Consider the following 25,332-nt stretch of genomic DNA (forward strand, 5'->3'; position numbering starts at 1 on the left):
CCTGCATCGCAGCGCAACCACGGCCGCGTTCATGGCTAAGTCGCGCGTCCAGTTCATCTGCCAGAATTGCGGCACGGTGCATCAGCGCTGGGCAGGCAAATGCGACGCTTGCGGCGAGTGGAACACGCTGATCGAGGAAGGCACCGCCGGCGGCATCGGCTCTGGGCCCGCTTCGCTGAAAAGCGCCCGCAAGGGCCGTGCCGTGGCGCTGACCACACTTTCCGGTGACATCGAGGATGCCCCGCGCATTGCTTCGGGCATCGGCGAGCTCGACCGCGCGACCGGCGGCGGCTTCGTGCGCGGCTCGGCGTTGTTGGTCGGAGGGGATCCAGGTATCGGCAAATCGACCCTGCTGACGCAGGCGGCGGCAGCGCTTGCCCGGCAAGGCCATCGCATCGTTTATGTTTCGGGCGAAGAGGCGGTGGCGCAGATCAGGTTGCGCGCCCAGAGGCTGGGCGCGGCATCAGCGCCGGTCGAGCTGGCCGCCGAAACCAATGTCGAGGACATCCTGGCCACGATCGCCGACGGCAAACGGCCGGACCTGGTGATCATCGATTCTATCCAGACGCTGTGGACGGACCTTGCCGATTCGGCACCCGGAACCGTCACGCAGGTGCGCGCCGCCGCCCAGGCGATGATCCGCTACGCGAAATCCACAGGCGCGGCGATCGTGCTGGTAGGCCACGTGACCAAGGAAGGCCAGATCGCCGGACCGCGTGTCGTCGAGCACATGGTCGACGCCGTCCTCTATTTCGAAGGCGAAGGCGGACACCACTTCCGCATCCTGCGCACGGTCAAGAACCGCTTCGGCCCCACCGACGAGATCGGCGTCTTCGAAATGTCCGACAAGGGGCTGCGCGAAGTGGCCAATCCATCCGAGCTTTTTCTCGGCGAACGCCACGCAAAGTCGCCCGGAGCCGCCGTTTTCGCGGGAATGGAGGGCACCAGGCCGGTGCTGGTGGAAATCCAGGCGCTGGTCGCGCCGTCGTCGCTCGGCACGCCGCGGCGCGCCGTCGTCGGCTGGGATAGCGCGCGGCTGTCGATGATCCTTGCCGTTCTGGAAGCCCATTGCGGGGTACGTTTCGGTCAGCACGACGTCTATCTCAACGTTGCCGGCGGCTACCGCATTTCCGAGCCGGCGGCCGACCTCGCCGTGTCGGCCGCCCTGGTGTCGTCGCTCACCGGTCTTGCCCTTCCCGCCGATTGCGTCTATTTCGGCGAAATCAGCCTTTCAGGCGCCGTGAGGCCGGTTGCGCATGCGCAACAGCGTCTCAAGGAAGCGGAAAAGCTGGGCTTCGGAAGCGCAGTCCTGCCCTTGGGCAGCGAGGAAATTGCCGGGGGGATAGGCGCCGGTGCTTTCCAGCCTACCGAGCTCGCCGATCTCGTAGCGCGCATTGCCGGCACCCGCCGCAGTCGCACTCCGGAAGACGAATGACAGGGCATATGGAGTAGGCGAAGACATGCCGATTACGCTGCTTGACGGAATTCTCGCCGGCTTCACTCTCGTTTCCGCGATGCTCGCGATGGTTCGCGGCTTCTCGCGCGAGGTTCTGTCGATCGCCTCATGGGCGGCGGCGGCAGTGGCGGCTTACCTGTTCTACAAGCCGGTCATCCCCTACCTCAAACCCTATATCGACAACGAAAAGATCGCGATGGGCGCTGCCGCCGGCATCGTCTTCGTGATCGCGCTAATCGTCGTGTCGATCATCACGATGAAGATCGCTGACTGGATCATCGACAGCCGGGTCGGCGCGCTCGACCGGACGCTGGGTTTCCTCTACGGCGCGGCGCGCGGCATCTTGGTCGTGGCTGTCGGCCTGATGTTCTTCAACTGGCTGGCCGGCGACAAGGCTCCGAACTGGATCGCCGCATCGAAGTCGCGCCCGCTGCTGGAATCGATCGGCAAATATATAGAGAGCGTGTTGCCGGAAGATCCGGAAAAGACGATTCTCAAGAAGCTCAACAAGAACGGCATGCTGCCCGAAGCCGGGACTGGAACGGCGCCCGCGGCTGGCGAGGCACCCGCTACCGGCGCGCCCGCCAACGAAAATGCGGCTCCCGACAACAACGCCGCTCCCGACGACGAAGCGCCCGCCGACCAGCCTCCCGCAGGCGGCAACGCCCCTGCCGGCGGCAATGCGCCGGCTACGAATAACTAACGATGGTGTGAACCGTCACGACTGCACGTTGCTTTCGGAGCGCTACCGCCTTATATCGCGGCTTTAGCGGACAAGAGGCTCCCGGCATGGCAGACGCAGCAGACGTGCTTTGCTCCGAGGCGGACGACCATTTCCACGACGAATGTGGCGTCTTCGGTATTTTCGGCCGCCAGGACGCGGCCGCCATCGTCACACTCGGGTTGCACGCGTTGCAGCACCGTGGCCAGGAGGCGGCCGGTATCGTCTCCTATGACGGTACGCAGTTCCATGTCGAACGGCATGTCGGCCTGATCGGCGACACCTTCACCAAGCAGGCGGTCATCGACAGCCTCAAGGGCAACCGCGCCATCGGCCACACCCGCTACGCCACCACCGGCGGTGCCGGCGTGCGCAACATCCAGCCCTTTTTTGCCGAACTCGCCGACGGCGGTTTCGCGGTTGCGCACAACGGCAACCTCACCAACGCCATGACGGTGCAGCGCGCCTTGCAGAAGCAAGGCTCGATCTTCTCGTCGACCTCCGACACCGAAACCATCCTGCACCTGGTCGCCACGTCCAAGGAGCGCGACCTCAATTCGCGCTTCATCGATGCCGTTCGCCAGGTCGAAGGTGCCTTCTCGCTGGTTGCGATGTCGTCGAAGAAGATGATCGGCTGCCGCGATCCTCTGGGTATTCGCCCGCTGGTGCTGGGCGATCTCGACGGCGCCTGGATCCTGGCCTCCGAAACCTGCGCGCTCGACATCATCGGCGCGCGCTTTGTCCGCGACCTGAAGCCGGGCGAGATGGTGGTGGTGACGGCCAAGGGCATCGAAAGCATGTTCCCGTTCGAACAGCAGAAGTCACGCTTCTGCATCTTCGAATATGTCTACTTCGCCCGCCCCGATTCTTCGGTCGAGGGCCGCAATGTCTATGAAGTACGCAAGCGCATCGGCGCCGAACTTGCCATGGAAAGCCCCGTCGACGCCGATCTCGTCGTGCCGGTGCCGGATTCGGGCACGCCGGCGGCAATCGGCTTCAGCCAGGCGGCCGGCCTTCCCTTCGAACTCGGCATCATCCGCAACCACTATGTCGGTCGCACCTTCATTTCACCGGGCGATTCCATTCGCCACATGGGTGTCAAGCTAAAGCACAACGCCAACCGTCGCATGATCGAAGGCAAGCGCGTGGTGCTGGTCGACGATTCCATCGTGCGCGGCACCACCTCGCAGAAGATCGTGCAGATGGTGCGCGACGCCGGCGCGAAGGAAGTGCATATGCGCATCGCCTCGCCGCCCACCCGCGCCTCCTGCTTCTACGGCGTCGACACGCCGGAGAAATCGAAGCTTTTGGCTTCGCGCATGTCGATCGAAGAGATGGCGGAATTCATCCGTGTCGATTCGCTCGGCTTTCTGACCATCGAGGGCCTCTACCGGGCCGTCGGCGAAGCCGGCCGCAACGACGAACAGCCACAGTTCTGCGACGCCTGCTTCACCGGTCAGTATCCGACCCGGCTGCTCGATCATGAAGGCACCGACAATGTGCGCACGCTGTCGCTGCTGGCGACCAACGGGCAATAAGGTTTCGGTCCGCCCTTAAGCTTCCGCGTCAGTTCGCGGAAGCCGCTTCGTCCTTCCAGACAAAACCTTTTCGCAGCGCCAGTCGTTCACCCGGTCCATGCACGGCGGCGAACAAAAGCCCGGCCAGGAAGGTGAAGTGGTCGATGAAGAAGCCGAACTCGTCCTGGTTGGCTTGCCAGTGCGACGGACCGTGGAAAGCAAAGGCCAGAAAGACCACATAGGCTCCAGCGAGCAAGGCGGCGTCGGAAAAGTAGGCGCCGGTGAGGAAAGCCAGAATCAGCCCGACCTCGAAGATCGCCGCCAACCAGGCCAACAGCAGCGGAAACGGAAGACCAGCCGCTGCGATGTAGGCGGCCGTATTGGCCATGCCGGCAAATTTGAAGCTGACGGCCATTGCAAAGACAGCGGCGAAAATCAGCCTGGCGACGAGAATTACGATTGTGCGGCCCATGGTCTCCTCCTGTGAAGCCTCGTTTCACCTTCAAGGACGTTGAAGCGCAGCCGTTCCCGACAGCGGCGCCGAAAATTCCCGCGACCGGCCTTCAAGTGATCATCCAACCCCACGGTCGTTCAACCCGAGCACGATGCCGATTGCAGCGTTGGCGAAGACGAGCAGACGATCTGCGCGCGACCATGACAGGAGAGTTGCGGACAACACTGTCCCTTCGCCGCGGTGTCGGAAATCTTGATGGGCGCCCGTCATCAATGCTCGGCGGGCACGATGCCAAAAGTGACGTTTGAAGGACCGCGGATGACTTGTTCGGTACCCAATCCGCCCAATGTGCCCGGTCCCAATGGCAGGTCGTCCACCGGTCCTTTCAGCAACTGAGCCGATTTCTTGGCCCGCGCCTCGCTCTGGACAACGATAAGGCCACCCTCCGACATCATTTTGCGGCACGTCGAGCCGACATTTTGCATGTAATATTGGTAGATGTCTTCGCCGGACGGTGCCTTCGCCTCCCTCACCGTATAGCCCTGAACGCGCATCTTCCGATAAGGCATGCGGATGGTCGGCACGCCCGGCACGGTTAAGGTGATGGCCTCGCCAACGACCCGATCCGTGATCGTGTCGTCGGACTCGTCCCCCATCACAACACCCACCGCCTTTATCTTGCGGTTCTCCATGTCTTTCTGGCAGACCTGAGTGATCATGCCGCCCGATTTCACCCTGTAGATATTTTTAGGCTCCAGCCGTTTGCCAGCCGTCACGCTGAGCGGAATTGCCGACGTTCCGAGCACCTGATTGGCCGCATAGGATGTGCATCCTTGCACAAGGACCACGACACCAACGACACAAGCTACTTTTCTCATATGGTTCCCCCATCAATTTCGGCAACCTAAAATAGAATTGCTATCAAAACAATATTACAGGTTGTAGAGGCGGCTATAGGCAAAAATGGGCTGCGTCCATCTCGCCCCTTGCCAAACGGCGCTGAACCGTGTTTCGCGAGGCTCGGAGTTTCCCGTCAAATCTCAGCAGGTACTGGCAGAAATGACACTTGACCTCACCGGCCGCCTCGCCGTCGTTACCGGCGCATCGCGCGGCATCGGCTACCACATCGCCAAGCAGATGGCGGCGGCGGGCGCTCACGTCATCGCGGTCGCCCGCACCGTCGGCGGGTTGGAAGAGTTGGACGACGAGATCAAGGCCGAACGCGCCCGGACCGGGAAAGGCGAAGCAACGCTGGTGCCGCTCGACCTCGCCGACATGACCGGCATCGACCGGCTGGGTGGCGCCATCCACGATCGCTGGGGTAAGCTCGACATACTCGTGGCCAATGCCGGCGTCCTGGGCGTCATTTCGCCGATCGGCCATGTCGAAGCCAAGGTCTTTGAGAAGGTCATGACGGTCAACGTGACGTCGACATGGCGACTGATCCGTTCGGTCGATCCGCTGCTCAGGCTTTCCGATGCGGGTCGCGCCATCGTGCTGTCGTCCGGCGCCGCCCATTCGGCGCGTGCCTTCTGGGCGCCCTATGCGGCCTCGAAGGCAGCAGTAGAGGCGATGGTTCGCTCCTGGGCCGACGAAACCAGGAACTCGCCGCTGCGGGTCAACGCCGTCGATCCCGGCGCTACTCGCACCGCCATGCGCGCTCAGGCCGTACCTGGCGAAAACCCGGACACCCTGCCCCATCCTTCTGAGATCGCGGCCCGGATCGTGCCGCTGGCCAGTCCTTCAGTGACGGAAACCGGCATGATCTTCCAAGCAAAGCCGAACCGCTGGGTGTCGTACCAGATGCCGGCCTGAGATCGGCTGTTCTGAGGAGAAGGCCGTCATCGGGGGCAAGCCCCCGTTCGGCACCAACCGTCGCAGGCCCGTCGGCAATGGCACGATCCGATTTGTGGAAGAAACATACGGACTTAGGCGTTCACATTTGGAGGCAACGAGCCCCAAAGGTTGATCCGATCTTCGAGGCTCCGCGTCACCGGTGCGCTTTCACCTGCCGGCAAGACTTGCTAGGCTCGCGCAACCCGTCATCTCCAATCCGCAGAAAAGAGGATTCCCCATGTCATCGACCGTTGCCCTGGTCTGGTATCTCGTGGTGGCCGGCCCGCAAGGCGGCATGGTGGTGCTGCCAAGCACTTTCGACAAACGCGAACAGTGCACTGCGGCCATAGCCGAATATCAGAAGCAGCCGGCGCCGGTGGGCTGGGCGGTGCAGTGCGTCCCCAGCGCCTCGCCCTATGCCGACATGGGAGACGACGAGCCGGGCGCCTCGCAAGTGCCGCAGCCGGCGCAACCGGCTCAGTAAGGACGCATTGTTGCTACACTGCGCCAACGCAACCACTTCTGTGGCTTAGCAGCGCTGATGATGCGCCTCGTGTAGCCTAGCGGCTGCGGTGGGCTCTGAAACAATCGAGATTCGGGTTCGGCCGCCTCAGCAGTCGCCGGACTCGTCATGTCAGAAGTCGTCCTCACCGATACACGCGAGAAAGTGCTGGCCGGCATCATGCTGACCAGTTTTTCCTATCTGCTGTTTTCGTTCCAGGATGCATCCATCAAGCTCTTGGTGGTGGCTGCGCCAGTCTGGCAGATCCTGTTCTTCCGTAGTGCCACGATCCTTGCCGGCTGCGTTGCCACCGGCGGCTGGAGACTCCTTGCGGATTCGGCGCGTTCGCCGATCCTCAAATCCATGCTTTTGCGCAGCTTTCTCATCCTGGCGGCGTGGCTTTGCTATTATACGGCCGCCAAGGATCTGCAGCTCGCCGAACTGACCACCATCTATTTCGCCGCGCCGATCATCGTCACCGCCTTGTCGATCGTCGTGCTGGGCGAGAAGGTTCCCTTGCTGCGCTGGGCAGCGGTGCTGATCGGTTTTGGCGGCGTCTTCGTCGCTTGCGATCCTGCCAGGCTCGGCTTTTCACTGCCGGTGATCCTGGTGCTGGCAGCGGCCGCGCTATGGGGATTGTCCATCGTGCTTCTGAGCAAGGTCGCCTCCCAGGAGCGCACGACGGTGCAACTCGTGCTCAACAACGGCTTCTTCCTGGTCATCGCCGGCCTGCCGCTGTTCTGGACCTGGCAGACACCCGGTTGGCAGGAACTCCTGCTGCTGATCGCCGTTGGCGCCTTTGGCGGCCTCGGTCAGTATTTTCTGTTCGAAGGCATGAAACGGGCGCCCATCTCCATCATCGCTCCGTTCGAATATACGGCGCTCGTCTGGGCTTTCGCGCTCGGCTTCCTGATCTGGGGCGACGTGCCGCGCAGCGAAGTGTTCATCGGTGCGGCAATCATCGTCTTCGCCGGCCTCGTCATCGTCGCCAGCGAGCGCTTCCGCAAACCGGCCGCCTGAACGCGCATTCCTGCCAGAAGGCTGTCAGTAGCCCGGCGCTATCGTGATGCAGCGCCGGAGGAGCCGATGACACCACCAAACGGGGTTTCGAACGAACGAACGCTGGGCATCCTGCTGGTCTCGGCATCGGCGATCGTGTTCGGCCTCACCGGCGTGCTGACCAAATCGATTTCGGCCGACGCCCTGACCGTCTCCTGTTGGCGCGGTTTCGTCGGTTTCCTGCTGATCGGAGCCTATGTGCGCTGGCGTCCCCGAAGGGCAGGCGAAAAGCCCAACATGCGGCTTGGCTGGCGTGGATGGTTGGTGGCCGTGGTCGGTGCAGCCGCCAGCATTGCCTTCATCTCGGCCTTCAAATTCACCTATGTCGCCAATGTCGCCGTCATTTACGCGACAGCGCCCTTCGTGACCGCCTTGCTGGCATGGCTGCTCGTGCGCGAGCCATTTCGAGCGCCGACGCTGGCTGCGGCCATTGTCTCGCTCACCGGCGTTGCCATCATGGTTCATTCCGGGTTCGGGTCCGGCAATCTGTTCGGCGACGGGCTCGCGGCACTGATGACCATCGGCAGCGCGCTCTACATGATCATGATCCGCGCGTTTCGCGACACGCCGGTCGTCTGGGCCGGTGCCGTCTCGGCCTTTCTTCTCTTCATATTCGGTTGGTTCGTCACCGACCCTCTGGCGATCACCACCTGGGACGCCGTGCTGCTCGTTGTCTTCGGGGCATCGTTCGCATTGGCATCGATCCTCTGGACCGAAGGCAGCCGACTCATTCCGGCGCCGGAATCCGCACTATTGGGCGCGGCGGAGGTACCCGCCGCGGTATTGCTGGCTTGGCTGTTCCTGTCGGAGGTGCCGCCTGCGGCCAGCATATTGGGCGGCGCGATCGTGCTTGCCGCGGTTCTGGCTCACGGCGCCCGCGATTGGTTCAAGGCACGGCGGGCAGCGGCGCTGCCGGTAGCGTCACCATCAAAATAGTCGCGCTGTCACGGAACCATCATGTTGCACACGCATTATTGTCTAGCGGGCCACGCTCTAGTCCCCCCAATCCCCCGGCCCGCTCCCCCTCCAGAGCCGACCTCTTGGTCGGCTTTTTCTTTGTCGTCGGCAGTGCGCGTCTTCCGCATTGACCTTGGCATCACTTCGGATAGGTTTTGCCCCGGCAAGGTCGGCGATCGACTACGCTAGATTGAGCGTCCAAGCGGACGCGCGACACCCTGACCGGCATTGGGAGTGACGCGGTATGATCCTGACCCTGGGGCTGCTCGCAGCACTCGCGATCGCCTGGTTGCTCGTCGGCCTTGTCGAGAAGGTCCGGCTAGGCCTCAGCCTCGCGCAGGCGCTGCTCTACACACCGTTCAAGCTGGCCTATCGCATCGCCGATCACCGCATCAGGCTCGCCCGCGACAGCGACGCTCCAGTCATCTACGTGATCGTCCATCAGTCGAGAATAGACCCGGCGCTAATGCTGTCGCTCCTGCCGGAGGATACGCTTCACATTCTGGACGAGGCATCGGCGCACTCCTTCTGGCTAGAACCGTGGCGGGAGCTTGCTCGCACCATCGCGTTTAATGCCGAACATGTCTTCGTCAGCCGCAGGCTCGTGCGCGTTCTCAAGGGACGCGGCCGGCTGGCCGTCTATTTCCCCGACGCCGTGGAACCGGACGTCAAGTCGTTCCGGCTATACCGCGCGGTCGCCCGCATCGCCATGCAGGCCGACGCCCGCATTGTGCCGATCTTCGTCGGTGGCGCACGCTGGCTGCCTACGTCGCTCACGCCCGCCAACAAGGCGCCGCGGCGCTGGTTCCCGAGGCTCGACATCAGCGTGCTTGCGCCGATGACCGTGGACGAGCTGGCGGCGCGCGGCGGCGAGCCGGCGACCAATGGCAGCAACGCCCTGTTCGATCGCGTCGCCGAAGCCCGCTTCGCCGCCACCGACCTTACCCGCAGCCTGTTTCAGGCAATGCGGGACGCCGCCGACCGTTTCGGGGCCTCTCATCCGATCGTCGAGGATGTGGTTTCGGGGGCTCTGAGCTACCGCCGCCTTTTCGCCGGCGCACGCATCATCGGCCAAAAGGTCGAAGCCAAGACGGCACCGGGCGAGGCCGTCGGCCTGCTTCTGCCCAACACCAATGGCGTCGCCATCTCCCTGCTCGGCCTGCTGTCGGCCGGGCGCGTGGCAGCCATGATCAACTATACGGCCGGGCCGGCAAGCATCACTTCGGCCGTACGCACAGCGACGATCCGCACCATCGTTTCCTCGCGCGCATTCGTCGAGAAGGCGTCGCTTTCGGATATCGTCGAGGCAGCGCAAGCAGGCGGCGCCCAGTTCCTGTGGCTTGAGGAGTTGCGCGACGATACGTCGTCACTGGACCGGCTGAGCGCCATGCTTTTCTGGCGATGGCCGCTGCAGCCGCAGGATGCCGCCAAGCCTGCCGTCATCCTGTTCACGTCCGGTTCGGAAGGCGCCCCCAAGGCGGTGGTGCTTTCCAATCGCAGTTTGCTGGCCAATGCGATGCAGGCCGAGGCGCGCATCACCATTTCGCCTCTGGATATCTTGTTCAACGTCCTGCCGGTGTTCCACTCATTCGGACTGACCGGCGGTACCATCCTGCCGCTGCTGACCGGCGTGAAGGCGTTTCTCTACCCTTCGCCGCTGCACTACAAGATCATCCCCGAGATCGCCCGCAAGGCGCGGCCGACGGTCATGTTCGGCACCGACACCTTCCTGGCCAACTATGCGCGCCATGCCGGCGACGGCGACTTCTCCAGCCTTCGCTTCATCGTGGCCGGGGCCGAGCCGGTGAAAGCGGATACGCGCCGCATCTATCGCGAGCGTTTCCAGGCCGAGATCATCGAAGGCTTCGGCCTGACCGAGGCGGCCCCCGTCGTGTCGGTCAATACGGCGATTCACAATCGCGAGGGGACTGTGGGCAGGCTGCTGCCCGCGATCAAAATGAGGCTCGACCCGGTCGAAGGCATAGAGAATGGCGGCAGGCTGTGGCTCGACGGACCCAACATGATGATGGGTTACATGACCGCCGACCGCCCCGGCGAGTTGCAACCGCTGCAAGGCTGGCACGACACCGGCGATATCGTTTCCGTCGACCGCGACGGCTTCATCACCATTCGCGGCCGTGCCAAGCGCTTCGCCAAGATCGCCGGCGAAATGGTATCGCTTGGCGCAGTCGAGATGCTGGTGCAGTCGCTCTGGCCGGAGGACAACCATGCGGCGGTGGCCGTGCCCGACAAGCGCCGGGGAGAGCGCATCGTGCTGGTGACCACGGCCGACGAGGCCGAAGCCGATGCGCTGCGCAAGTTCGGCAAGGCGCATGGCGCCGCCGAACTCATGGTGCCGAACGACATCGTGAAGGTGGACGCGCTTCCTGTTCTGGGCTCAGGCAAGACCGATTATGTGTCAGCGCGCAAACTGGCGATGGAACGCCTGGGACTGCCGGCCTGAGCGGTTGGGATCAATTCTCGCCGTCGACGACCTTGTGGTCGACATCCGGCGGCAGAACCGCCTCGCCTTCCTTCTTGGCACGCCGCGAATAGGCCCTGACGCTGAACGGCAGGAAGACCAGGTAGGCTAGAACCGAAGCGGTCAAGGTGTGCCAGGGATAGCTGACCAGAAGCAGCATGTAGAGCACGACGGCCAGGATGACCGGCAGCACCCGGTCGCCCGGTATCTTGACGCTCTTGCCGGAATAGACCGGCAGGCGGCTGACCAGCAGGAAGGCGATGAGCACCGTGAAGGCCACGCCGGCAAAAGCGATCGGCCGCGTCGGCGGCATGCCGAGGAAAGCGAGATAGAGCGGCAGCATGACAAGCACGGCACCGGCAGGCGCCGGCACGCCAACGAAATAGTCTGCCTGCCAGGCTGGCCGGTCGGTCTGCTCGTCAAGCACGTTGAAGCGCGCCAGGCGCATGCCGCAGGCAATCGCGAACAGGAGGGCGGCGATCCAGCCCGGTGAACCTGCCCTGTCCAGGAGATAGGCATAGAGCACCAGGGCCGGCGCCACGCCGAAATTGACGATGTCGGCCAGCGAATCCATCTGCGCGCCGAATTTCGAAGTGGCCTTGAGCAGCCGCGCCAGCCGGCCATCGATGCCATCGAGGAAGGCGGCGAGCAGCACCATCACCACGGCTGTCTCGAACCGGTTCTCGAAAGCGAAACGGATGCCCGAGAGACCGGCGCAGATCGCCAGAACGGTCACCAGATTGGGCAGAACCATGCGCAGCGGGATTTCGGTGATGCGCGGCCCGCCAAGACCATGCGCCTCGAACTTCTTGAAGGGAGCGCCCATCGCGCCGTCCCTAGGAGATGCGCACCAGCGGCGCCGCCTGGGCACCGCCGAACTCGGCAATCACCGTCTCGCCGGCCACGGCGGTCTGGCCGACAGCCACCCGCGGCGCGGCATTCGCCGGCAGGAAGACATCGACACGCGAGCCAAAACGAATGAGGCCGAAGCGTTCGCCGATCGCCAGCGTACCGCCGGTTTCGGCCCAGCAAACAATGCGCCGCGCCACCAGGCCGGCAATCTGCACGGCAGCCACGGTGCCATTCGGGCTTTCAATGACGACGCCGTTGCGCTCGTTTTCCTGGCTCGCCTTGTCGAGCTCGGCATTGAGGAACTTGCCCGGCCGGTGCTCGATACGGGTGATGCGACCGCGCACCGGGGCGCGGTTCACATGACAGGAAAACACGTCCATGAACACTGAAACGCGGGTCATCTCGGTGGTGCCAAGACCCAGCTCGCGTGGCGGTATAGCCGGTCCGACCGCGGAAACCACGCCATCGGCGGGGCTGATCACCAGCCGGTCGTCAACGGGCGTGACACGCTCCGGATCGCGGAAAAAATAGGCGCACCAGGCGGTCAGGATGAGACCGATCCAGAACAGGATCGACGAAAAATAGCCGAGCAGCAGCGTTCCAGCGCCGAAAGCCGCGATGAAGGGATAACCTTCGCGGTGGATCGGCACGAACGCGTTCTTGACCGTATCGACAAGATTCATCGGGCTGGGGCGGCTCTGTTTCGGGTTCGGCTTGTCTACCGGAAACACTTCTCCGCCGCAACGCGGCAATCCGGCATCACTCGGATATCCCGCTGCAGCTTACGGCCGGGCGAGCGATGCACCGGGCACATAGAGCATGATCGGCCGCACTTCATAGACAGCGCTGGGATTGGCGCGGCGCAGCTCCCGGGCGGCCTCGACCGCTTCTTCCTGGCTCGGGAAATCAACCACATAGAGGCCAAGAAGCTGTTCTTTCGTTTCCGCGAAAGGGCCGTCTATCACCATGCCATCGCCAAGGCCTCGAACAGTTTGCGCCTGTTCGACGGGACCGAGCCGGGCCGCAGGCCCCATATGACCCTGCGTGACCAGCCTGTCGTGGGTCGCAAGCAGATCGTCCATCAGCGCGGCGTCTTCCTGCGGCGTCCACGATTCCACGACACCCTCGGCATGATAAGCGAGAATAGCGAAGAACATCGGCTGCTCTTTCTCCGTAAGGCCCCCTCACCGGCCGAGCGCCACCGAACATCCGCCAGCTGCCCCAGTCAAGAGCGCAGCTGTTCGGATGCGATGGTTCAGGACACCTCTGCCGTTCGCCGACGCACGACGACGCCGAGATCGTCGCTTTCGCGGGCAAGACGCAGACGCTCCTCCGCCTCCGTCGCCTCGCGCTGACGATCCCACATCGACGCATAGAGGCCGCGTTGCTGAAGCAGGTCGGCATGGGTGCCGCGTTCGGCGATCTGCCCGTCCTTCAGCACAATGATCTCATCGGCCGAGATGACGGTTGAAAGGCGGTGGGCGATGACGATCGTGGTGCGGTCTTTCGAAACGAGATCAAGCGCCGCCTGGATTTCCTGCTCGGTGTGACTGTCCAGCGCCGAGGTCGCCTCATCGAGAATGAGGATCGGCGGCGCCTTCAGAATGGTCCGGGCAATCGCCACGCGCTGTTTTTCGCCGCCCGAGAGCTTGAGGCCGCGCTCGCCGACCATGGTCCGGTAACCGTCCGGCAGGCGCTCGATGAAGGGACCGATCTGGGCGAGCTCGGCTGCGCGCCTGACTTCTTCCTCTTCGGCGTCGACGCGGCCGTAGCGGATGTTGTAGGCGACGGTGTCGTTGAACAGGACCGTATCCTGCGGAACCATGCCGATGGCCGAGCGCAGGCTTTCCTGTGTCACGTCGCGCACATTCTGTCCGTCGATCAGCACGGCTCCGTCCTGCACGTCGTAGAAGCGAAACAGCAGCCTCGAAATCGTCGACTTGCCGGCGCCCGACGGGCCAACGATGGCCACCGTCTTGCCTGCCGGAACCTCGAAACTGACGCCTTTCAGGATCTTGCGGTTGGGGTCGTAGGAGAACTGCACGTCGCGAAATTCGACGCGACCGGAGGCGACCGCCAAAGGCTTGGCATCGGGCTTGTCGAGAACCTCCTGCTGAACATCGAGCAGATCGAACATCTGCTCGATGTCGGTCAGGCCCTGCCTGATTTCGCGGTAGATGAAACCGATGAAGTTGAGCGGCACCGAAAGCTGGATGAGCATGGCGTTGATGAAGACGAAGTCACCGATCGTCTGTGTCTTGTTCATCACCTCATAGGCCGACATGCACATGACGACCGTGGTGCCGAGGCCATAGATGACGCCCTGGCCGAAGTTCAGCCAGCCGAGCGACGTCCAGATGCGGGTGGCGGCGCTTTCGTAGCGCGCCATGGAGCGATCGAAGCGGGAGGCTTCCATCGCCTCGTTGCCGAAATATTTGACGGTTTCGAAATTGAGCAGGGAATCGATCGCCTTGGTGTTGGCGTCGGTGTCGCTGTCGTTCATGTCGCGGCGGATGGCGATGCGCCAGTCTGAAGCCCTCACCGTGAACCAGACGTAGAGGGCAACCGTAACGGCGACGACCGCGACATACTTCCAGCCATAGGTGAAGCCAAAAATGCCGGCGGTGAGCGCGAACTCCAGCACGGTGGGCGCCGTGTTGAGCATGATGAAGCGCACGATGGTCTCGATGCCCTTCGTGCCGCGCTCGATGATGCGAGAGAGGCCGCCGGTGCGCCTTTCCAGATGAAAGCGCAGCGACAGCTGGTGCATGTGAACGAAAGTGCGATAGGCGAGCTGGCGCACCGCATATTGGCCAACGCGGGCGAACAAAGCGTCGCGAAGCTGGTTGAAGCCAAGCTGCACCAGTCTCAGCACATTATAGGCAATGACCAGCGCGATCGGCGCGAGCAGGATAGCCGGCAGGGGTGGCGTGTATTTCCCCTCGCCGGTCAGGGCGTCAGTGGCCCATTTGAAGAAGTAAGGACCGGCCACCAGAACCAGCTTGGCGACAACCAGCAGCAGGGTTGCCCAGGTTACGCGCCAGCGCAGATCCGGGCGGTCGGCCGGGTACATATACGGCCATAGATTGCGCAGAGTCTTGAATGTGGAGCCTGAGTCGGCGGAGACGGTTTTGTCGGCCACTGTTCTTGCCTTGTTATTTGGTTCAACCGGTCTGACAGCAGGTCTCGACCAGGGCGGAGAGCGAAGCCGAGACGCTGGCGAGCGCTTGATGATCAACCGCGTAGCGCGAGCGTTGCCGGTCCGGCGTAAAGCGAACCAGCCCGGCTTCGACCAGTATTTTCAGATGTTGCGAGACTGTGGATTGCGCGAGATCGAGATGATCCACCACTTCGCCGCAGCAGCAGGAATTGCTGGCGGAAAGGCGCTTCAGGATTTCAATGCGCGCCGGATGCGCCAGCGCAGCAAGCTTTGCCGCGACGGCCCGAGTGTCGGCGAGATGCCCCGCCCCGCATGTCTGTGAAAGCGATGTTTGCATGGTTCATCGTCGATAGACGATGAACCTATTTTGCGCAACCTAGCCGAATGGGCGAATGAGGTTCTATTTCGCGGTCGTCATTTGGTCGCCGAGCGTGTTCATGTCGGCGGTTTCGCCTTCTTTCGACTTCTGCGGCAGCTTGAAGACCTGGCCCGGCCAGATGCGGTCCGGATCGCGGATTTGCTCCTGATTGGCCAGATAGATCGTCGAGTAGCGCATGCCGTGGCCGTAGACCCGGCGCGAAATGCGCCACAGCGAATCGCCGCGGCGAATGATGACCGCGTGGTCGACCTGCTCGAGTTTTGCCGCGGTGCTGCCAGCAGCAGCAGTCTCCGGTGCCTTTGTTTCGGCCGGCGCCGGTGCAACGGCGGCGACCGCCTCCCCCGGCTCGCGCTGGAAGGGAACAGCAGCGCGGGCGACCACCTTGGTGCCGTCGGCATCGAGCGCGTCGACACGCACCGTGTAGTTGCCGACGGGCAGATCGCGCGTCGCTTCGACAAGGAACTGACCCTTGGGCGAGGTCAGGGCTTCGCCGAGCAGCATGTCATTGGCATAGGCCCGCACCTTGCGGCCGGGATCCGCCGTGCCAGCGACGAAAACCTTGCCACCGTCGATCTCGACGGCCTCGACCACGACCTTGGACACCTCAGGGGACACTGCGGGCGAACCCGGTTCGGCCGGCTTGGCAGGTTCAGCCGATGCCGTCGCCTGTGCCGCGGGCTGCGCGGCCGCCGCAGGCTGTTCGGCCGCGGGAGCGGTTGCCGCGGGAGCTGCCGCTGTTTCGGCGCCAGCCTTCTCCTCTGGCTTCGGAACCGAAAGCAGCGTTGCCGCCTTGCCCGGTTCCTCGACCATGGCAAGGACTTGTCCGTTGGGCTTTTCGGGGATGGAGACGACCGCAGTCTGCGCCGAGGTTGCGACCGTATTGGAAGGCGCGGTCGCATGCAGCTGCAGTTGGTAATTGCCGGGCTTGAGCGGGTTTTCGAGCACGATCGCGAAGGCACCGTCCGGCCCGGCCGTTGCCGAACCGAGCACCGTCGTTCCCTGGACGACATCAACCTTGGCGTTGGCGGCGGCATTGCCGGCAATGACCACCGAGCCATTGCCCTCCACGCGCACCACATCGAAGGTGGGAGCGACCGGTCCGGCGACCGCCGGTTTCGTCTCAGCCGGCTTTTCGGCCGCTGGTGTCGCGGCCGCCTGCTGCTGCGCTGGTGCCTGCTGTTCCGAAGGCTGCGGCGTCGCCGGCGCGGCGGGTGCCACGGCCGCGACCTGTGCCGGCGGGGCCGGTTTCAGGAAGGGGTCGAGTGCCCCTGAGACATAGGCGACGCCCGCAACGGCGGCTGAACCACCGGCAGCAAAAAGCAATGCTCTGACAAGCGCCGTAGCCATATTCGTTCTGCCCCCTTAGCCACCTATCAACGGTCTAGCTGCTTTTGCCGAATCCGACAAGAAAAAGCCCGCTTCCAGACTTGACCGCGATGATGGACGGCATCACCAATCGAACCATGAATACGATTCGATCCGTGTGCGTGTATTGCGGCTCCTCTCCGGGCCGTGACGGCATCTATGTCGAGGCCGGACGTCTGCTTGGCCACTCGCTCGCGCGTTCAGGCCTGCGCCTTGTCTATGGTGGCGGCACCAAGGGCGTCATGGGCGCCGTTGCCGATGGCGCGATGCGGGCCGGCGGCCAGGTGATGGGCATCATCCCACGCTTTCTGATGAACCGGGAAGCGACCGAAAGTGCCCTCGACCGGCTGCATGAAGTGGTCGTCACCGAAAACATGCACCAGCGCAAGCACAGGATGTTCGAGGAATCGGACGCCTTCGTCGCCTTGCCGGGCGGCATCGGCACGGTCGAGGAAATCGTCGAGATCATGACCTGGGCGCAGCTCGGCCATCACCGCAAGCCGATGGTGTTCGTCAACGTCAAGGGTTTCTGGAACCCGATGCTGGCGCTGATCGACCACATGACCAGCGAAGGCTTCATCCATACCGCCCACAATGTGAAGCCGCTGGTGGTGGACGATCCTGAGGCGGTGGTCGCGACCATTCTTGCCACCGGCGCCAGCGTCGATGCGCCGACGGGCGGCGTGTCTTCGGTCATCGACAAGATGTAGGTGCCTGCGCTGCCTGCTCAGCGCTGCCTGCTCGCCGTCAGCATCGACCAGGAATAGATTGCCAGCGCCGCCCAGATCAACCCGAAGGCAATTGCGTTCACCGTGTTGAACGGTTCGCCGAAAATGAAGACGGCAATCAGGAACACGATGGTCGGCGCGATATATTGCATGATGCCGATGGTCGACAGACGCAGCAGACGAGCGCCGAAGGCAAACAGCAGCAAAGGCACGGCCGTAACCAACCCGCTTCCCATCAAAAGAAGCGTATCCGTGCTGTTGCCGGTTGCGAAATGCCCTTGCCCCGTCGAAGCGAGCCAGACGGCATAACCCAGCGCTGGGACCGACAGCAGCAGCACTTCAAGCAGGAACCCCTGGCTCGGACCGATGGGCAGCGTCTTGCGGAAAAACCCATAGGCGGCGAACGAGAAAGCCAGGGCCAATGAGACCCATGGCAGCTTGCCGCTTTCCACGGTGAGCACGATGACCGCGACAGCCGCCAAAGCCACCGCCACCATCTGCAACTTGGTCAGGCGCTCGCCAAGCAGCAAAGCCCCGACCACGACATTGACAAGCGGGTTGATGTAGTAGCCCAGCGCCGTCTCGACCGTGCGGTCGACGGCGATGGCCCAAACATAGATGCTCCAATTCACCGTGATCAGGGCAGCGGTCAGCGCCGCCATGGCCAGCATGCGTGGTGAGCGCAACGCCGCCTTGAAATCGGCGGTGCGGCCGAGCCAGATCAGCACGGCGGCCGCAATCGGCACCGACCAGATGATGCGGTGCGCAATGACCTCGGCCAGCGGCAGATGCGCCACCGCCTTCATGTAGAAAGGCAACAGCCCCCACAGCAGGTAGGCGCAAAGCGCCAGCACAAAGCCACGGCGGGCGTCGGAATCGGCTTGGATTGGCACAGTCTGGCTCGTCATGGCCCAACCCTATGCGCCAGAGAGCAAGCCAAGACCATCAACTATTTCTGATGGGTCATAGATTTTCACTGATGGATTGCACGGAACAGAGCAGTCCGGCGATCTTCGCGCGGAACTGCCTAAGGCCACCTCGAGGTTCTATTCCGCGGCCACCAGCCCGGCCATCTCGCGGTTCTTCATCAGCTTGTAGATGATGGAATCCATCAGCGCCTGGAAGGACGCGTCGATGATGTTTTCCGATACGCCGACCGTCCACCAGCGCGCGCCGGTGGAATCATGCGATTCGATCAGCACGCGAGTGATCGCCTCGGTGCCGCCATTCAGGATACGCACCTTGAAATCCGCCAGTTCGAGATCGCCGATCTCGTTCTGATACTTGCCAAGATCCTTGCGCAAGGCGAGGTCGAGCGCATTGACCGGGCCATGGCCTTCGGCCACCGACATCTTCTCCTCGCCGTCCACCATCACCTTCACGATGGCTTCCGACACAGTCCGCAACTGGCCGTTCGCGTCGAACCGCCGCTCGACCATGCAGCGGAAGGAGGTGACGGCGAAGAATTCCGGCAGGCCAGTCAGCATCTTGCGCGCCAAAAGTTCGAAGCTGGCGTCGGCGCCTTCATAGGCATAGCCCTCGGCCTCGCGCTCCTTGACCACGGAAATAAGCGCGTCGAGGCGTGCGTCGTCCTTGGGCACATCGATGCCGCGCCGCTTCAGTTCGGCGAGAAAATTCGCCTTGCCGCCCTGATCGGAGACCATAACCCGCCGGCGGTTGCCGATTTTTTCCGGCGGCACGTGTTCATAAGTCTGCGGTTCCTTGACCAGGGCCGAGGCATGAATTCCCGCCTTCGTGGCAAAAGCCGAAGCGCCGACATAAGGCGCTTGCGCTTCCGGCGCTCGGTTCAGCAATTCGTCGAAGGCGCGCGATAGGCGCGAAATGCCCGTCAATTGCTCGGCCGATATGCCTGTTTCGAAGCGGTCGCTGAAGGCCGGCTTCAGCATCAGCGTCGGGATCACCGAAACCAGATTGGCGTTGCCGCAGCGCTCGCCGATGCCGTTCAGCGTGCCCTGGATCTGGCGCACGCCGGCCTCGACCGCCGCCAGAGAATTGGCAACCGCCTGGCCGGTGTCGTCATGGGCATGAATGCCGAGGTGATCGCCAGGAATGCCGGCACTGATCACTTGTTCGACGATGGCGCGCACCTCCGAAGGCTGTGTGCCGCCATTGGTGTCGCACAAAACCACCCAGCGCGCGCCGGCTTCGTAAGCCGTCCGCGCGCAGGCCAGCGCGTAGTCGGGGTTGGCCTTGTAGCCATCGAAGAAATGCTCGCAATCGACCATCGCTTCCTTGCCGGCCGCCACCGCCGCGGCCACCGAAACGCGGATCGAATCGAGATTCTCCTCATTGGTGCAGCCGAGCGCGACACGGACATGGTAGTCCCAGCTCTTGGCGACAAAGCAGATGGCGTCCGACTTCGCCTGGATCAAAGCAGCCAGACCCGGATCGTTCGACACGGAAACGCCGGCGCGCTTGGTCATGCCGAAAGCGACGAATTTTGACCGCGCGGTGCGTTTTTTCGCGAAAAACTCCGTGTCGGTCGGGTTAGCGCCGGGATAACCGCCCTCGACATAATCCATGCCGAATTCATCCAGCATGCCGGCGATCGCAATCTTGTCCTCGACAGAAAAGTCGATGCCCGGCGTCTGCTGGCCGTCGCGCAAAGTCGTGTCGAAGAGATAGAGGCGATCGCGTTGCATGGTCATTTACCGGCGTATTTGTCCGTCGCGCGGATCAGGCGATCGAGGATGCCCGGCTCCGAATAGGCGTGGCCAGCGCCCTCGATGAGGTGGAAATCGGCCTTCGGCCAGGCCTTGTGCAGCGCCCAGGCATATCGCGCAGGGCACGGCATGTCGTAGCGGCCATGGACGATGGTGCCGGGAATGTCCTTCAGCTTGTGCGCATCGCGCAGGAGCTGGCCTTCTTCCAGCCAACCGGCATGGACGAAATAGTGGTTCTCGATGCGCGCGAAGGCGATGGCGAAATCGTCCTCGCCGAACTTGCCGCTGGTTTCGGGGTCCGGCAGCAGTGTGATCGTCTCGCCTTCCCACAGGCTCCAGGCCCTGGCCGCCTCGACCTGCTTTTGCCGGTCGCTGCCAACCAGCCGCTTGCGGTAGGCGGCCATCATGTCGCCGCGCTCCTCGACCGGGATCGGCGCGACGAACCGTTCCCACTTGTCGGGGAACATTTCCGACACGCCGGACTGATAATACCATTCCAACTCGGCGCGGGTCAGCGTGTAGATGCCGCGCACGACCAGTTCGCTGACGCGGTCGGGGTGCGTTTCGGCATAAGCGAGCGCCAAGGTAGAGCCCCAGGAGCCACCGAAAACCAGCCATTTGTCGAAGCCGGCCATCTCGCGCAGCCGCTCCATGTCGGCGACCAGATCCCAGGTGGTGTTGGCATCAAGCGAGGCATTGGGCGTGGACTTGCCGCAGCCACGCTGGTCGAACAGCAGGATATCGTAGAGCTTCGGGTCGAACAGCCGGCGATGCTTGGGCGAAATAGTCCCGCCCGGACCACCGTGCAGGAAGACCGCAGGCTTGGCACCCTTGGTGCCGGCGCGCTCCCAATAGACGGTGTGGCCGTCGCCGACATCGAGCATGCCGGTCTCGAACGGTTCGATCTCCGGATAAAGTGTACGCAAGTCCAAGATCACAGCTCCAAAATCACAGTTTCAGTCCGCTATGCGGCCAATTGTCGGTTTCCTGGTCCGGATGCTGGAAGGAGATGATCTGCTCCTGCCGCGCGTAATAGTCCGGATTCTTATGGATGGGCGCCTCGAATATCTTCTCCACCCACGGCAGCCGCGCCGGGTAGTTGACCTGGTGCACTGGCGCGAGATCGCTGCGGTCGTCGAAACTGCCGATCGAGATTTCCAGACCGTCGGGTTGCTTGTAGGTCATCGGCGTGCCGCAGCGCTTGCAGAAGCCGCGTGCGATGTTCACCGACGACTGGAAATAGGTCGGTTCCTCGTGCACCCATTCGACGCCGTCGATGGGCACGGTGACGAAGGCGCCGAAAAACGAACCGAACTGCTTCTGGCACATGCGGCAATGGCAGATGGAGGCGTGGCCCAATTTGCCGCGAACACGGAACCGCACCGCCCCGCACTGGCACCCACCAGTCCTGATCGTCTCTGTCATGATCTGTTCTCCGGAGGCCAGGTTTCAGTATCGTGATCGGGATGCTGGTAAGAAACCATCGACGTGACGAAGGGCAAAGATTCGGGATCGTCCTCGGTCACCCCGCCCGGCAGGGACGGGATGGTATCGACATAGGGAAGTTTCGCCTCGATGCCCCATTGGATGGTCGGCGGGATTTCTTCCGGGTGATCGAAGGCAGCGATTGCAAGCGCGATGCCGTCCGGTGCCTCGAAGGTCAAAGGTGTGCCGCATTCCGGGCAAAAGCCGCGGCGGGCGAAATTCGAAGACTGGAAGTGCTTCGGCTCGACCCGTGTCCAGGTCAGCCTGGCGCCGCCGACGGAAACCAGCGGCTGATAAAAATTGCCGCTCGCCTTCTGACACATGCGGCAGTGGCAGATCGAAGCGTCGCCGAGCACGCCTTCGACGCGAAAGCGCACCGCGCCGCATTGGCAGCCGCCCGCATACACAGGTCTGTTGTCGAGGCTCATCGTCTTATCCCGGCCTGTGGCAGACGGCTTCGATGTTGTTGCCGTCCGGATCGAAGACAAAGGCCGCATAATAGTGCTCGTGATAGTGCGGGCGCAGGCCCGGACCACCATTGTCCTTGCCGCCGGCCGCAAGAGCAGCCTTGTGGAAAGCGTCCACGTCGGCGCGGCTGGTCGCACCGAAGGCATAGTGTCGGCCAGGTCCGGGCACTTTCGCCTCATGCAGCCAGAACACCGGTCGATCACGGCCATAGCCACCGACCTTCTCGCCACCCGTATATTCGATAGGCACCATGTAGAGCAGCGAGGCGCCCAGCGGCGCCATCGCCTTGTCGTAGAAGGTCTTGGCCGCTTCGAAATCGACGACGGAAATGCCGGTATGATCGATCATCTCTTCACCTCCCAGGTCGTTACGCGTTCACCCGTCGCCGGGTCCTTGCCATCCTTCAACTGAATGCCTTGCGCCAGCAATGCGTCACGGACGCGGTCAGCCTCGGCCCAGTTCTTGGCGGCAATGAAAGCGAGACGTTCGGCAATGGTGTTCGAAACCGCCTGTTCGTCAATGGTCGCCGTGGCAAGATTGAAACCGAGGAACTGAAGTGCCGTCTTGAGACCGGCCGCAGCCTCGTTTCCTTCCGATGCTTCGGCGGCAAGCTGCGTCAGAACCTGGAAGGCCGGGTAGGTAGCGAGATCGTCGGACAGCGCCTCGACAACCGCCTCGGGAAGCCGGCCGCTATCGCCGGTTGCCAGATCAGCCGCGCGCTTCCATTTGCGAAGCGTGTTTTCAGCCTCTTCCAGTTTGCGCACCGAAAAATCGATCGGCTCGCGATAATGTGTCATCAGCATGGCGAGGCGCAGCACCTCGCCCGGCCATTTGCGGCCGCCGAAAGTTTCGGTCTCCAGCAATTCGTTGATGGAATAGAAGTTGCCCAGGCTCTTGGACATCTTCTGACCCTCGACCTGCAGGAAGCCATTGTGCATCCACACCTTGGCCATCCCATCGGTGCCGTGGGCGCAACGCGACTGCGCGTTCTCGTTTTCATGGTGCGGGAAGATCAGGTCGAGACCGCCACCGTGAATGTCGAAGACTTCGCCAAGATAGGCCGCGCTCATCGCCGAGCACTCGATATGCCAGCCCGGCCGGCCCCGACCCCAGGGCGAATCCCAGCCGGGCTCTTCCGGCGAGGAGAGTTTCCACAAGACGAAATCGCCGGGATTCTTCTTATGCGCGTCCACGGCGATGCGCACGCCGGCCTGCTGTTCGTCGAGCGGGCGTTTAGAAAGCTGGCCGTAGTCGACCATGGAGGCCGTATCGAACAGGACTTCGCCTGCGGCTTCATAGGCATGGCCGCGTTCGATGAGAGATTGAATCAAGCCGATCATGTCGGTCCTGCCGTCTGATCGGGGCTGGACGAAGTCCGTCGCGCGCGGCTCGAAGGTCGGCGGCAAGCAACCGAGCGTGGCGACATCCTTGTGAAACTGGTTTGCCGTCTTTTCGGTCACCTTACGGATCGCCTCGTTGAGCGACAGCTTTCCGGTCGCGATGTCGCTACCGAAATCACGCAGCGCGCGCGCGTTGATCTTGTCGTCCAGGTCGGTGATGTTGCGGACATAGGTGACGCGGTCGGCGCCATAGACGTGCCGAAGCAGCCTGAACAGCACGTCGAAGACGATCACCGGCCTGGCGTTGCCGATATGGGCGAAGTCGTAGACGGTCGGGCCGCAGACATACATGCGCACATTGGTTGGGTCGATGGGGACAAAATCCTCCTTCGTCCTGGTCATCGTATTGTAGAGGCGCAGGCCCTTCGAACCCTCAGACATTCATCCCCTTCCCGGCCTATCCAGGCCGCCGCGCATAGGCGCAATTCAAACCCAGCCTGCTGGCCGGGGCGTTCGTCTACTCAGGGAGAAAATTGAGGCGAAAACGTCCGGACCAGCGCGTGCGCTAGCCAATAATGCAAATGCCACAAATGGCGAATGACGTTTTCATGCGCGGCTTTATCGCGCCCGGCCGTGTTGCCGTCAAGTCGCAACTTTCCGGTTCAGGCCAGGTTGATGACAGACCATGTAGCCGAACAACCTTTTGTTAAACATGTGGGTTCAGTGCTATAGTATCCGCCTGTTCCTTTGAAAGGCGTCACGATTTGGTCGGAATCGGCCATCATTTGCAGCGTCATCAACGTGAACTTGACCTTGGGGAAGTCGAAATGCCACGCAGCAAGCAAGAAGCCAGTCGCGCCAAACAACCAGCGCTCGCCAGTCAATATCGGGCCATAGGCCCGGCGGCCATCGCGGCCGCCCTGCTCCACACACCGAAGAGCAAGAAGCCCGCGCACAAGATTACCTCGCCGCGCGCGGCCTGATCGACTGACCGGCCTGGCGGTGCAGGTCGATGCGCGCCGACACGGCCGGCGCATCCACAAAGACTAGAACAGCGACATCTGATCCGTATCGTCGCCCGGCTTTTTGCGTCCGGGCTTGGCAGCCTTTTGTTGCGGCGCATCGCCCTCGGACGAGGCGACGAATCTCTCCTGAATCTCCGGCCCGGTATTGGCGACCTTGTTGACGAGATCCGAGACCGGAATCGCCTCGAAGAAGCCAGGCTCGGCGGGCCTCAGAAGATCAGCCACGTCACGTGGTTCCTGGCCACGGCAATCCAGCCAACGCGAAAAATCGCCGGGATGGATCACGACCGGCATGCGATCGTGGATATGGGCAATGTCGGTGTTGGCGGCGGTCGTCATGATGGCGCCGGTGTCCATTTCCGAGCCGCCCGGCTCCGCATAGGTCTCCATCAATCCGGCGAAGGCGACCAGCCCGCCATGGGCCGGCCTTATCCAATAGGCCTGCCCTTTCCTGCCGCCGGTCTGCCGCCATTCATAGAAGCCGCTGGCAGGCACCAAGGCGCGACGATGGCGCATCGCCGCGCGAAACGAGGCTTTCTCGGCTGCACTTTCCGAGCGGGCGTTGAGCAGAAGCGGAAAGTCGCGCGTATCCTTGACCCAGGCCGGGATCAGTCCCCAGCGAACCAGAACAGCGGTTCGGTCTGAGCGATTTGAGCCCGGATCGCGCGGCGCGCCGGCCAATGTCATCAGCACCGGCTGGGTGGGCGCGATGTTGTAACGCGCCGGAAACGGTTCGATCTCGTCAACGCCCAGAAATGTCGCCGTCTGGTCCGGCGTCGCGGTCAAGGCGAAACGTCCACACATGGTGCAATCTCTTTGATGTCTGGCCCTGAAGGTGGTGGTGGAACCACGCCGCCGCAAC

The 25,332-nt window shown here is 62.8% G+C and carries 26 protein-coding genes; 9 read left to right on the top strand and 17 right to left on the bottom strand.

Annotated elements, in window-relative coordinates; translation table 11 throughout:
* Positions 1–31: 31 nt before the first annotated feature.
* The 3 genes from radA (at position 32) to purF (ending at position 3,715) form a co-directional block, all read left to right on the top strand.
* Positions 32–1,435: a DNA repair protein RadA gene (radA, locus tag FZF13_RS26930; RefSeq protein WP_024923887.1), complete on the top strand. Its 1,404-nt coding sequence runs from the start codon at positions 32–34 to the stop codon at positions 1,433–1,435.
* A gap of 25 nt (positions 1,436–1,460) precedes the next feature.
* Positions 1,461–2,159 (top strand): CvpA family protein, encoded by a 699-nt coding sequence (locus tag FZF13_RS26935; RefSeq protein WP_024923888.1) that lies wholly within the window; start codon positions 1,461–1,463, stop codon positions 2,157–2,159.
* Between the two features lie 86 nt (positions 2,160–2,245).
* Complete coding sequence (purF, locus tag FZF13_RS26940) at positions 2,246–3,715, top strand: amidophosphoribosyltransferase (protein WP_024923889.1); 1,470 nt, start codon at positions 2,246–2,248, stop codon at positions 3,713–3,715.
* Positions 3,716–3,743: 28 nt separating this feature from the next.
* Here purF and FZF13_RS26945 read toward each other — a convergent pair whose 3' ends face one another.
* Positions 3,744–4,166 carry a DoxX family protein gene (locus FZF13_RS26945; protein WP_024923890.1) on the bottom strand — a complete coding sequence of 141 codons (423 nt, stop codon included), beginning with the start codon at positions 4,164–4,166 and terminating at the stop codon, positions 3,744–3,746.
* Between the two features lie 251 nt (positions 4,167–4,417).
* Positions 4,418–5,026 carry a hypothetical protein gene (locus FZF13_RS26950; protein ID WP_036257101.1) on the bottom strand — a complete coding sequence of 203 codons (609 nt, stop codon included), beginning with the start codon at positions 5,024–5,026 and terminating at the stop codon, positions 4,418–4,420.
* 181 nt (positions 5,027–5,207) lie between these two features.
* Between FZF13_RS26950 and FZF13_RS26955 the strand changes: the two genes are divergently transcribed.
* The 5 genes from FZF13_RS26955 to FZF13_RS26975 all read left to right on the top strand — a co-directional run bounded on the left by FZF13_RS26955 (position 5,208) and on the right by FZF13_RS26975 (position 10,966).
* Complete coding sequence (locus FZF13_RS26955; RefSeq protein ID WP_024923892.1) at positions 5,208–5,963, top strand: SDR family NAD(P)-dependent oxidoreductase; 756 nt, start codon at positions 5,208–5,210, stop codon at positions 5,961–5,963.
* 259 nt (positions 5,964–6,222) lie between these two features.
* Positions 6,223–6,468, top strand: coding sequence for a hypothetical protein (locus FZF13_RS26960; protein ID WP_024923893.1), 246 nt, complete (start codon positions 6,223–6,225; stop codon positions 6,466–6,468).
* 147 nt (positions 6,469–6,615) lie between these two features.
* On the top strand, positions 6,616–7,506 hold the full coding sequence (locus FZF13_RS26965) for a DMT family transporter (RefSeq protein ID WP_024923894.1): 891 nt from the start codon (positions 6,616–6,618) through the stop codon (positions 7,504–7,506).
* A 66-nt stretch (positions 7,507–7,572) separates the two neighbouring features.
* Entirely contained in the window at positions 7,573–8,481 is a 909-nt protein-coding gene (locus FZF13_RS26970; RefSeq protein WP_024923895.1) for a DMT family transporter, read from the top strand.
* A gap of 265 nt (positions 8,482–8,746) precedes the next feature.
* Positions 8,747–10,966: an AMP-binding protein gene (locus FZF13_RS26975; protein WP_024923896.1), complete on the top strand. Its 2,220-nt coding sequence runs from the start codon at positions 8,747–8,749 to the stop codon at positions 10,964–10,966.
* A gap of 10 nt (positions 10,967–10,976) precedes the next feature.
* Here the strand turns inward: FZF13_RS26975 and pssA are convergent, their stop codons facing one another.
* From pssA to FZF13_RS27005, 6 genes are all read right to left on the bottom strand, one after another.
* Positions 10,977–11,810 carry a CDP-diacylglycerol--serine O-phosphatidyltransferase gene (gene pssA, locus FZF13_RS26980; RefSeq protein WP_024923897.1) on the bottom strand — a complete coding sequence of 278 codons (834 nt, stop codon included), beginning with the start codon at positions 11,808–11,810 and terminating at the stop codon, positions 10,977–10,979.
* Between the two features lie 10 nt (positions 11,811–11,820).
* Entirely contained in the window at positions 11,821–12,519 is a 699-nt protein-coding gene (locus tag FZF13_RS26985) for a phosphatidylserine decarboxylase (protein WP_024923930.1), read from the bottom strand.
* A 99-nt stretch (positions 12,520–12,618) separates the two neighbouring features.
* Positions 12,619–12,993, bottom strand: coding sequence for a YciI family protein (locus FZF13_RS26990; RefSeq protein ID WP_036253915.1), 375 nt, complete (start codon positions 12,991–12,993; stop codon positions 12,619–12,621).
* Between the two features lie 98 nt (positions 12,994–13,091).
* Complete coding sequence (locus tag FZF13_RS26995) at positions 13,092–14,978, bottom strand: ABCB family ABC transporter ATP-binding protein/permease (protein ID WP_024923898.1); 1,887 nt, start codon at positions 14,976–14,978, stop codon at positions 13,092–13,094.
* 22 nt (positions 14,979–15,000) lie between these two features.
* Positions 15,001–15,333 carry an ArsR/SmtB family transcription factor gene (locus FZF13_RS27000; protein ID WP_024923899.1) on the bottom strand — a complete coding sequence of 111 codons (333 nt, stop codon included), beginning with the start codon at positions 15,331–15,333 and terminating at the stop codon, positions 15,001–15,003.
* A 63-nt stretch (positions 15,334–15,396) separates the two neighbouring features.
* Positions 15,397–16,722: a LysM peptidoglycan-binding domain-containing protein gene (locus tag FZF13_RS27005; protein ID WP_024923900.1), complete on the bottom strand. Its 1,326-nt coding sequence runs from the start codon at positions 16,720–16,722 to the stop codon at positions 15,397–15,399.
* A 116-nt stretch (positions 16,723–16,838) separates the two neighbouring features.
* Here FZF13_RS27005 and FZF13_RS27010 point away from each other — a divergent pair, with 116 nt between their 5' ends.
* Positions 16,839–17,450 carry an LOG family protein gene (locus FZF13_RS27010; RefSeq protein WP_024923901.1) on the top strand — a complete coding sequence of 204 codons (612 nt, stop codon included), beginning with the start codon at positions 16,839–16,841 and terminating at the stop codon, positions 17,448–17,450.
* A 17-nt stretch (positions 17,451–17,467) separates the two neighbouring features.
* Here the strand turns inward: FZF13_RS27010 and rarD are convergent, their stop codons facing one another.
* The 9 genes from rarD to FZF13_RS27055 form a co-directional block, all read right to left on the bottom strand.
* Positions 17,468–18,376, bottom strand: coding sequence for an EamA family transporter RarD (gene rarD, locus FZF13_RS27015; protein ID WP_024923902.1), 909 nt, complete (start codon positions 18,374–18,376; stop codon positions 17,468–17,470).
* 138 nt (positions 18,377–18,514) lie between these two features.
* Positions 18,515–20,137 carry a citramalate synthase gene (cimA, locus tag FZF13_RS27020; RefSeq protein ID WP_171021053.1) on the bottom strand — a complete coding sequence of 541 codons (1,623 nt, stop codon included), beginning with the start codon at positions 20,135–20,137 and terminating at the stop codon, positions 18,515–18,517.
* A complete protein-coding gene (pip, locus tag FZF13_RS27025; RefSeq protein WP_024923904.1) occupies positions 20,134–21,084 on the bottom strand; it encodes a prolyl aminopeptidase in 951 nt (316 codons plus the stop codon). The genes cimA and pip overlap by 4 nt, the downstream gene beginning before the upstream one ends.
* A 16-nt stretch (positions 21,085–21,100) precedes the next feature.
* Positions 21,101–21,577 (bottom strand): GFA family protein, encoded by a 477-nt coding sequence (locus tag FZF13_RS27030; protein ID WP_024923905.1) that lies wholly within the window; start codon positions 21,575–21,577, stop codon positions 21,101–21,103.
* Entirely contained in the window at positions 21,574–22,065 is a 492-nt protein-coding gene (locus FZF13_RS27035; protein WP_024923906.1) for a GFA family protein, read from the bottom strand. The genes FZF13_RS27030 and FZF13_RS27035 overlap by 4 nt, the downstream gene beginning before the upstream one ends.
* 4 nt (positions 22,066–22,069) lie before the next feature.
* Entirely contained in the window at positions 22,070–22,453 is a 384-nt protein-coding gene (locus FZF13_RS27040; protein ID WP_024923907.1) for a VOC family protein, read from the bottom strand.
* Positions 22,450–23,886 carry a cysteine--tRNA ligase gene (gene cysS / locus FZF13_RS27045; protein WP_024923908.1) on the bottom strand — a complete coding sequence of 479 codons (1,437 nt, stop codon included), beginning with the start codon at positions 23,884–23,886 and terminating at the stop codon, positions 22,450–22,452. Before cysS ends, FZF13_RS27040 begins: the two co-directional genes overlap by 4 nt.
* A 221-nt stretch (positions 23,887–24,107) precedes the next feature.
* Entirely contained in the window at positions 24,108–24,401 is a 294-nt protein-coding gene (locus FZF13_RS29100) for a hypothetical protein (protein WP_162531497.1), read from the bottom strand.
* Positions 24,402–24,491: 90 nt separating this feature from the next.
* Positions 24,492–25,274: an SOS response-associated peptidase gene (locus FZF13_RS27055; RefSeq protein WP_024923909.1), complete on the bottom strand. Its 783-nt coding sequence runs from the start codon at positions 25,272–25,274 to the stop codon at positions 24,492–24,494.
* Between the last annotated feature and the right edge of the window lie 58 nt (positions 25,275–25,332).

The organism is Mesorhizobium terrae, assembly GCF_008727715.1.
In the GTDB taxonomy this organism is placed as follows: domain Bacteria; phylum Pseudomonadota; class Alphaproteobacteria; order Rhizobiales; family Rhizobiaceae; genus Mesorhizobium; species Mesorhizobium terrae.

What these genes read in the sequence shown, in the direction of transcription:
- FZF13_RS26985 (WP_024923930.1), bottom strand. Translation starts at nt 12,519, where the DNA reads ATGAATCTTGTCGATACGGTCAAGAACGCGTTCGTGCCGATCCACCGC.
- FZF13_RS27035 (WP_024923906.1), bottom strand. Translation starts at nt 22,065, where the DNA reads ATGAGCCTCGACAACAGACCTGTGTATGCGGGCGGCTGCCAATGCGGC.
- radA (WP_024923887.1), top strand. Translation starts at nt 32, where the DNA reads ATGGCTAAGTCGCGCGTCCAGTTCATCTGCCAGAATTGCGGCACGGTG.
- FZF13_RS26935 (WP_024923888.1), top strand. Translation starts at nt 1,461, where the DNA reads ATGCCGATTACGCTGCTTGACGGAATTCTCGCCGGCTTCACTCTCGTT.
- pssA (WP_024923897.1), bottom strand. Translation starts at nt 11,810, where the DNA reads ATGGGCGCTCCCTTCAAGAAGTTCGAGGCGCATGGTCTTGGCGGGCCG.
- FZF13_RS26965 (WP_024923894.1), top strand. Translation starts at nt 6,616, where the DNA reads ATGTCAGAAGTCGTCCTCACCGATACACGCGAGAAAGTGCTGGCCGGC.
- FZF13_RS26960 (WP_024923893.1), top strand. Translation starts at nt 6,223, where the DNA reads ATGTCATCGACCGTTGCCCTGGTCTGGTATCTCGTGGTGGCCGGCCCG.
- FZF13_RS26955 (WP_024923892.1), top strand. Translation starts at nt 5,208, where the DNA reads ATGACACTTGACCTCACCGGCCGCCTCGCCGTCGTTACCGGCGCATCG.
- FZF13_RS26975 (WP_024923896.1), top strand. Translation starts at nt 8,747, where the DNA reads ATGATCCTGACCCTGGGGCTGCTCGCAGCACTCGCGATCGCCTGGTTG.
- purF (WP_024923889.1), top strand. Translation starts at nt 2,246, where the DNA reads ATGGCAGACGCAGCAGACGTGCTTTGCTCCGAGGCGGACGACCATTTC.
- FZF13_RS26990 (WP_036253915.1), bottom strand. Translation starts at nt 12,993, where the DNA reads ATGTTCTTCGCTATTCTCGCTTATCATGCCGAGGGTGTCGTGGAATCG.
- cimA (WP_171021053.1), bottom strand. Translation starts at nt 20,137, where the DNA reads ATGACCATGCAACGCGATCGCCTCTATCTCTTCGACACGACTTTGCGC.
- FZF13_RS27040 (WP_024923907.1), bottom strand. Translation starts at nt 22,453, where the DNA reads ATGATCGATCATACCGGCATTTCCGTCGTCGATTTCGAAGCGGCCAAG.
- rarD (WP_024923902.1), bottom strand. Translation starts at nt 18,376, where the DNA reads ATGACGAGCCAGACTGTGCCAATCCAAGCCGATTCCGACGCCCGCCGT.
- cysS (WP_024923908.1), bottom strand. Translation starts at nt 23,886, where the DNA reads ATGTCTGAGGGTTCGAAGGGCCTGCGCCTCTACAATACGATGACCAGG.
- FZF13_RS27030 (WP_024923905.1), bottom strand. Translation starts at nt 21,577, where the DNA reads ATGACAGAGACGATCAGGACTGGTGGGTGCCAGTGCGGGGCGGTGCGG.
- FZF13_RS27010 (WP_024923901.1), top strand. Translation starts at nt 16,839, where the DNA reads ATGAATACGATTCGATCCGTGTGCGTGTATTGCGGCTCCTCTCCGGGC.
- FZF13_RS27005 (WP_024923900.1), bottom strand. Translation starts at nt 16,722, where the DNA reads ATGGCTACGGCGCTTGTCAGAGCATTGCTTTTTGCTGCCGGTGGTTCA.
- FZF13_RS26950 (WP_036257101.1), bottom strand. Translation starts at nt 5,026, where the DNA reads ATGAGAAAAGTAGCTTGTGTCGTTGGTGTCGTGGTCCTTGTGCAAGGA.
- FZF13_RS26945 (WP_024923890.1), bottom strand. Translation starts at nt 4,166, where the DNA reads ATGGGCCGCACAATCGTAATTCTCGTCGCCAGGCTGATTTTCGCCGCT.
- FZF13_RS27055 (WP_024923909.1), bottom strand. Translation starts at nt 25,274, where the DNA reads ATGTGTGGACGTTTCGCCTTGACCGCGACGCCGGACCAGACGGCGACA.
- FZF13_RS27000 (WP_024923899.1), bottom strand. Translation starts at nt 15,333, where the DNA reads ATGCAAACATCGCTTTCACAGACATGCGGGGCGGGGCATCTCGCCGAC.
- FZF13_RS26970 (WP_024923895.1), top strand. Translation starts at nt 7,573, where the DNA reads ATGACACCACCAAACGGGGTTTCGAACGAACGAACGCTGGGCATCCTG.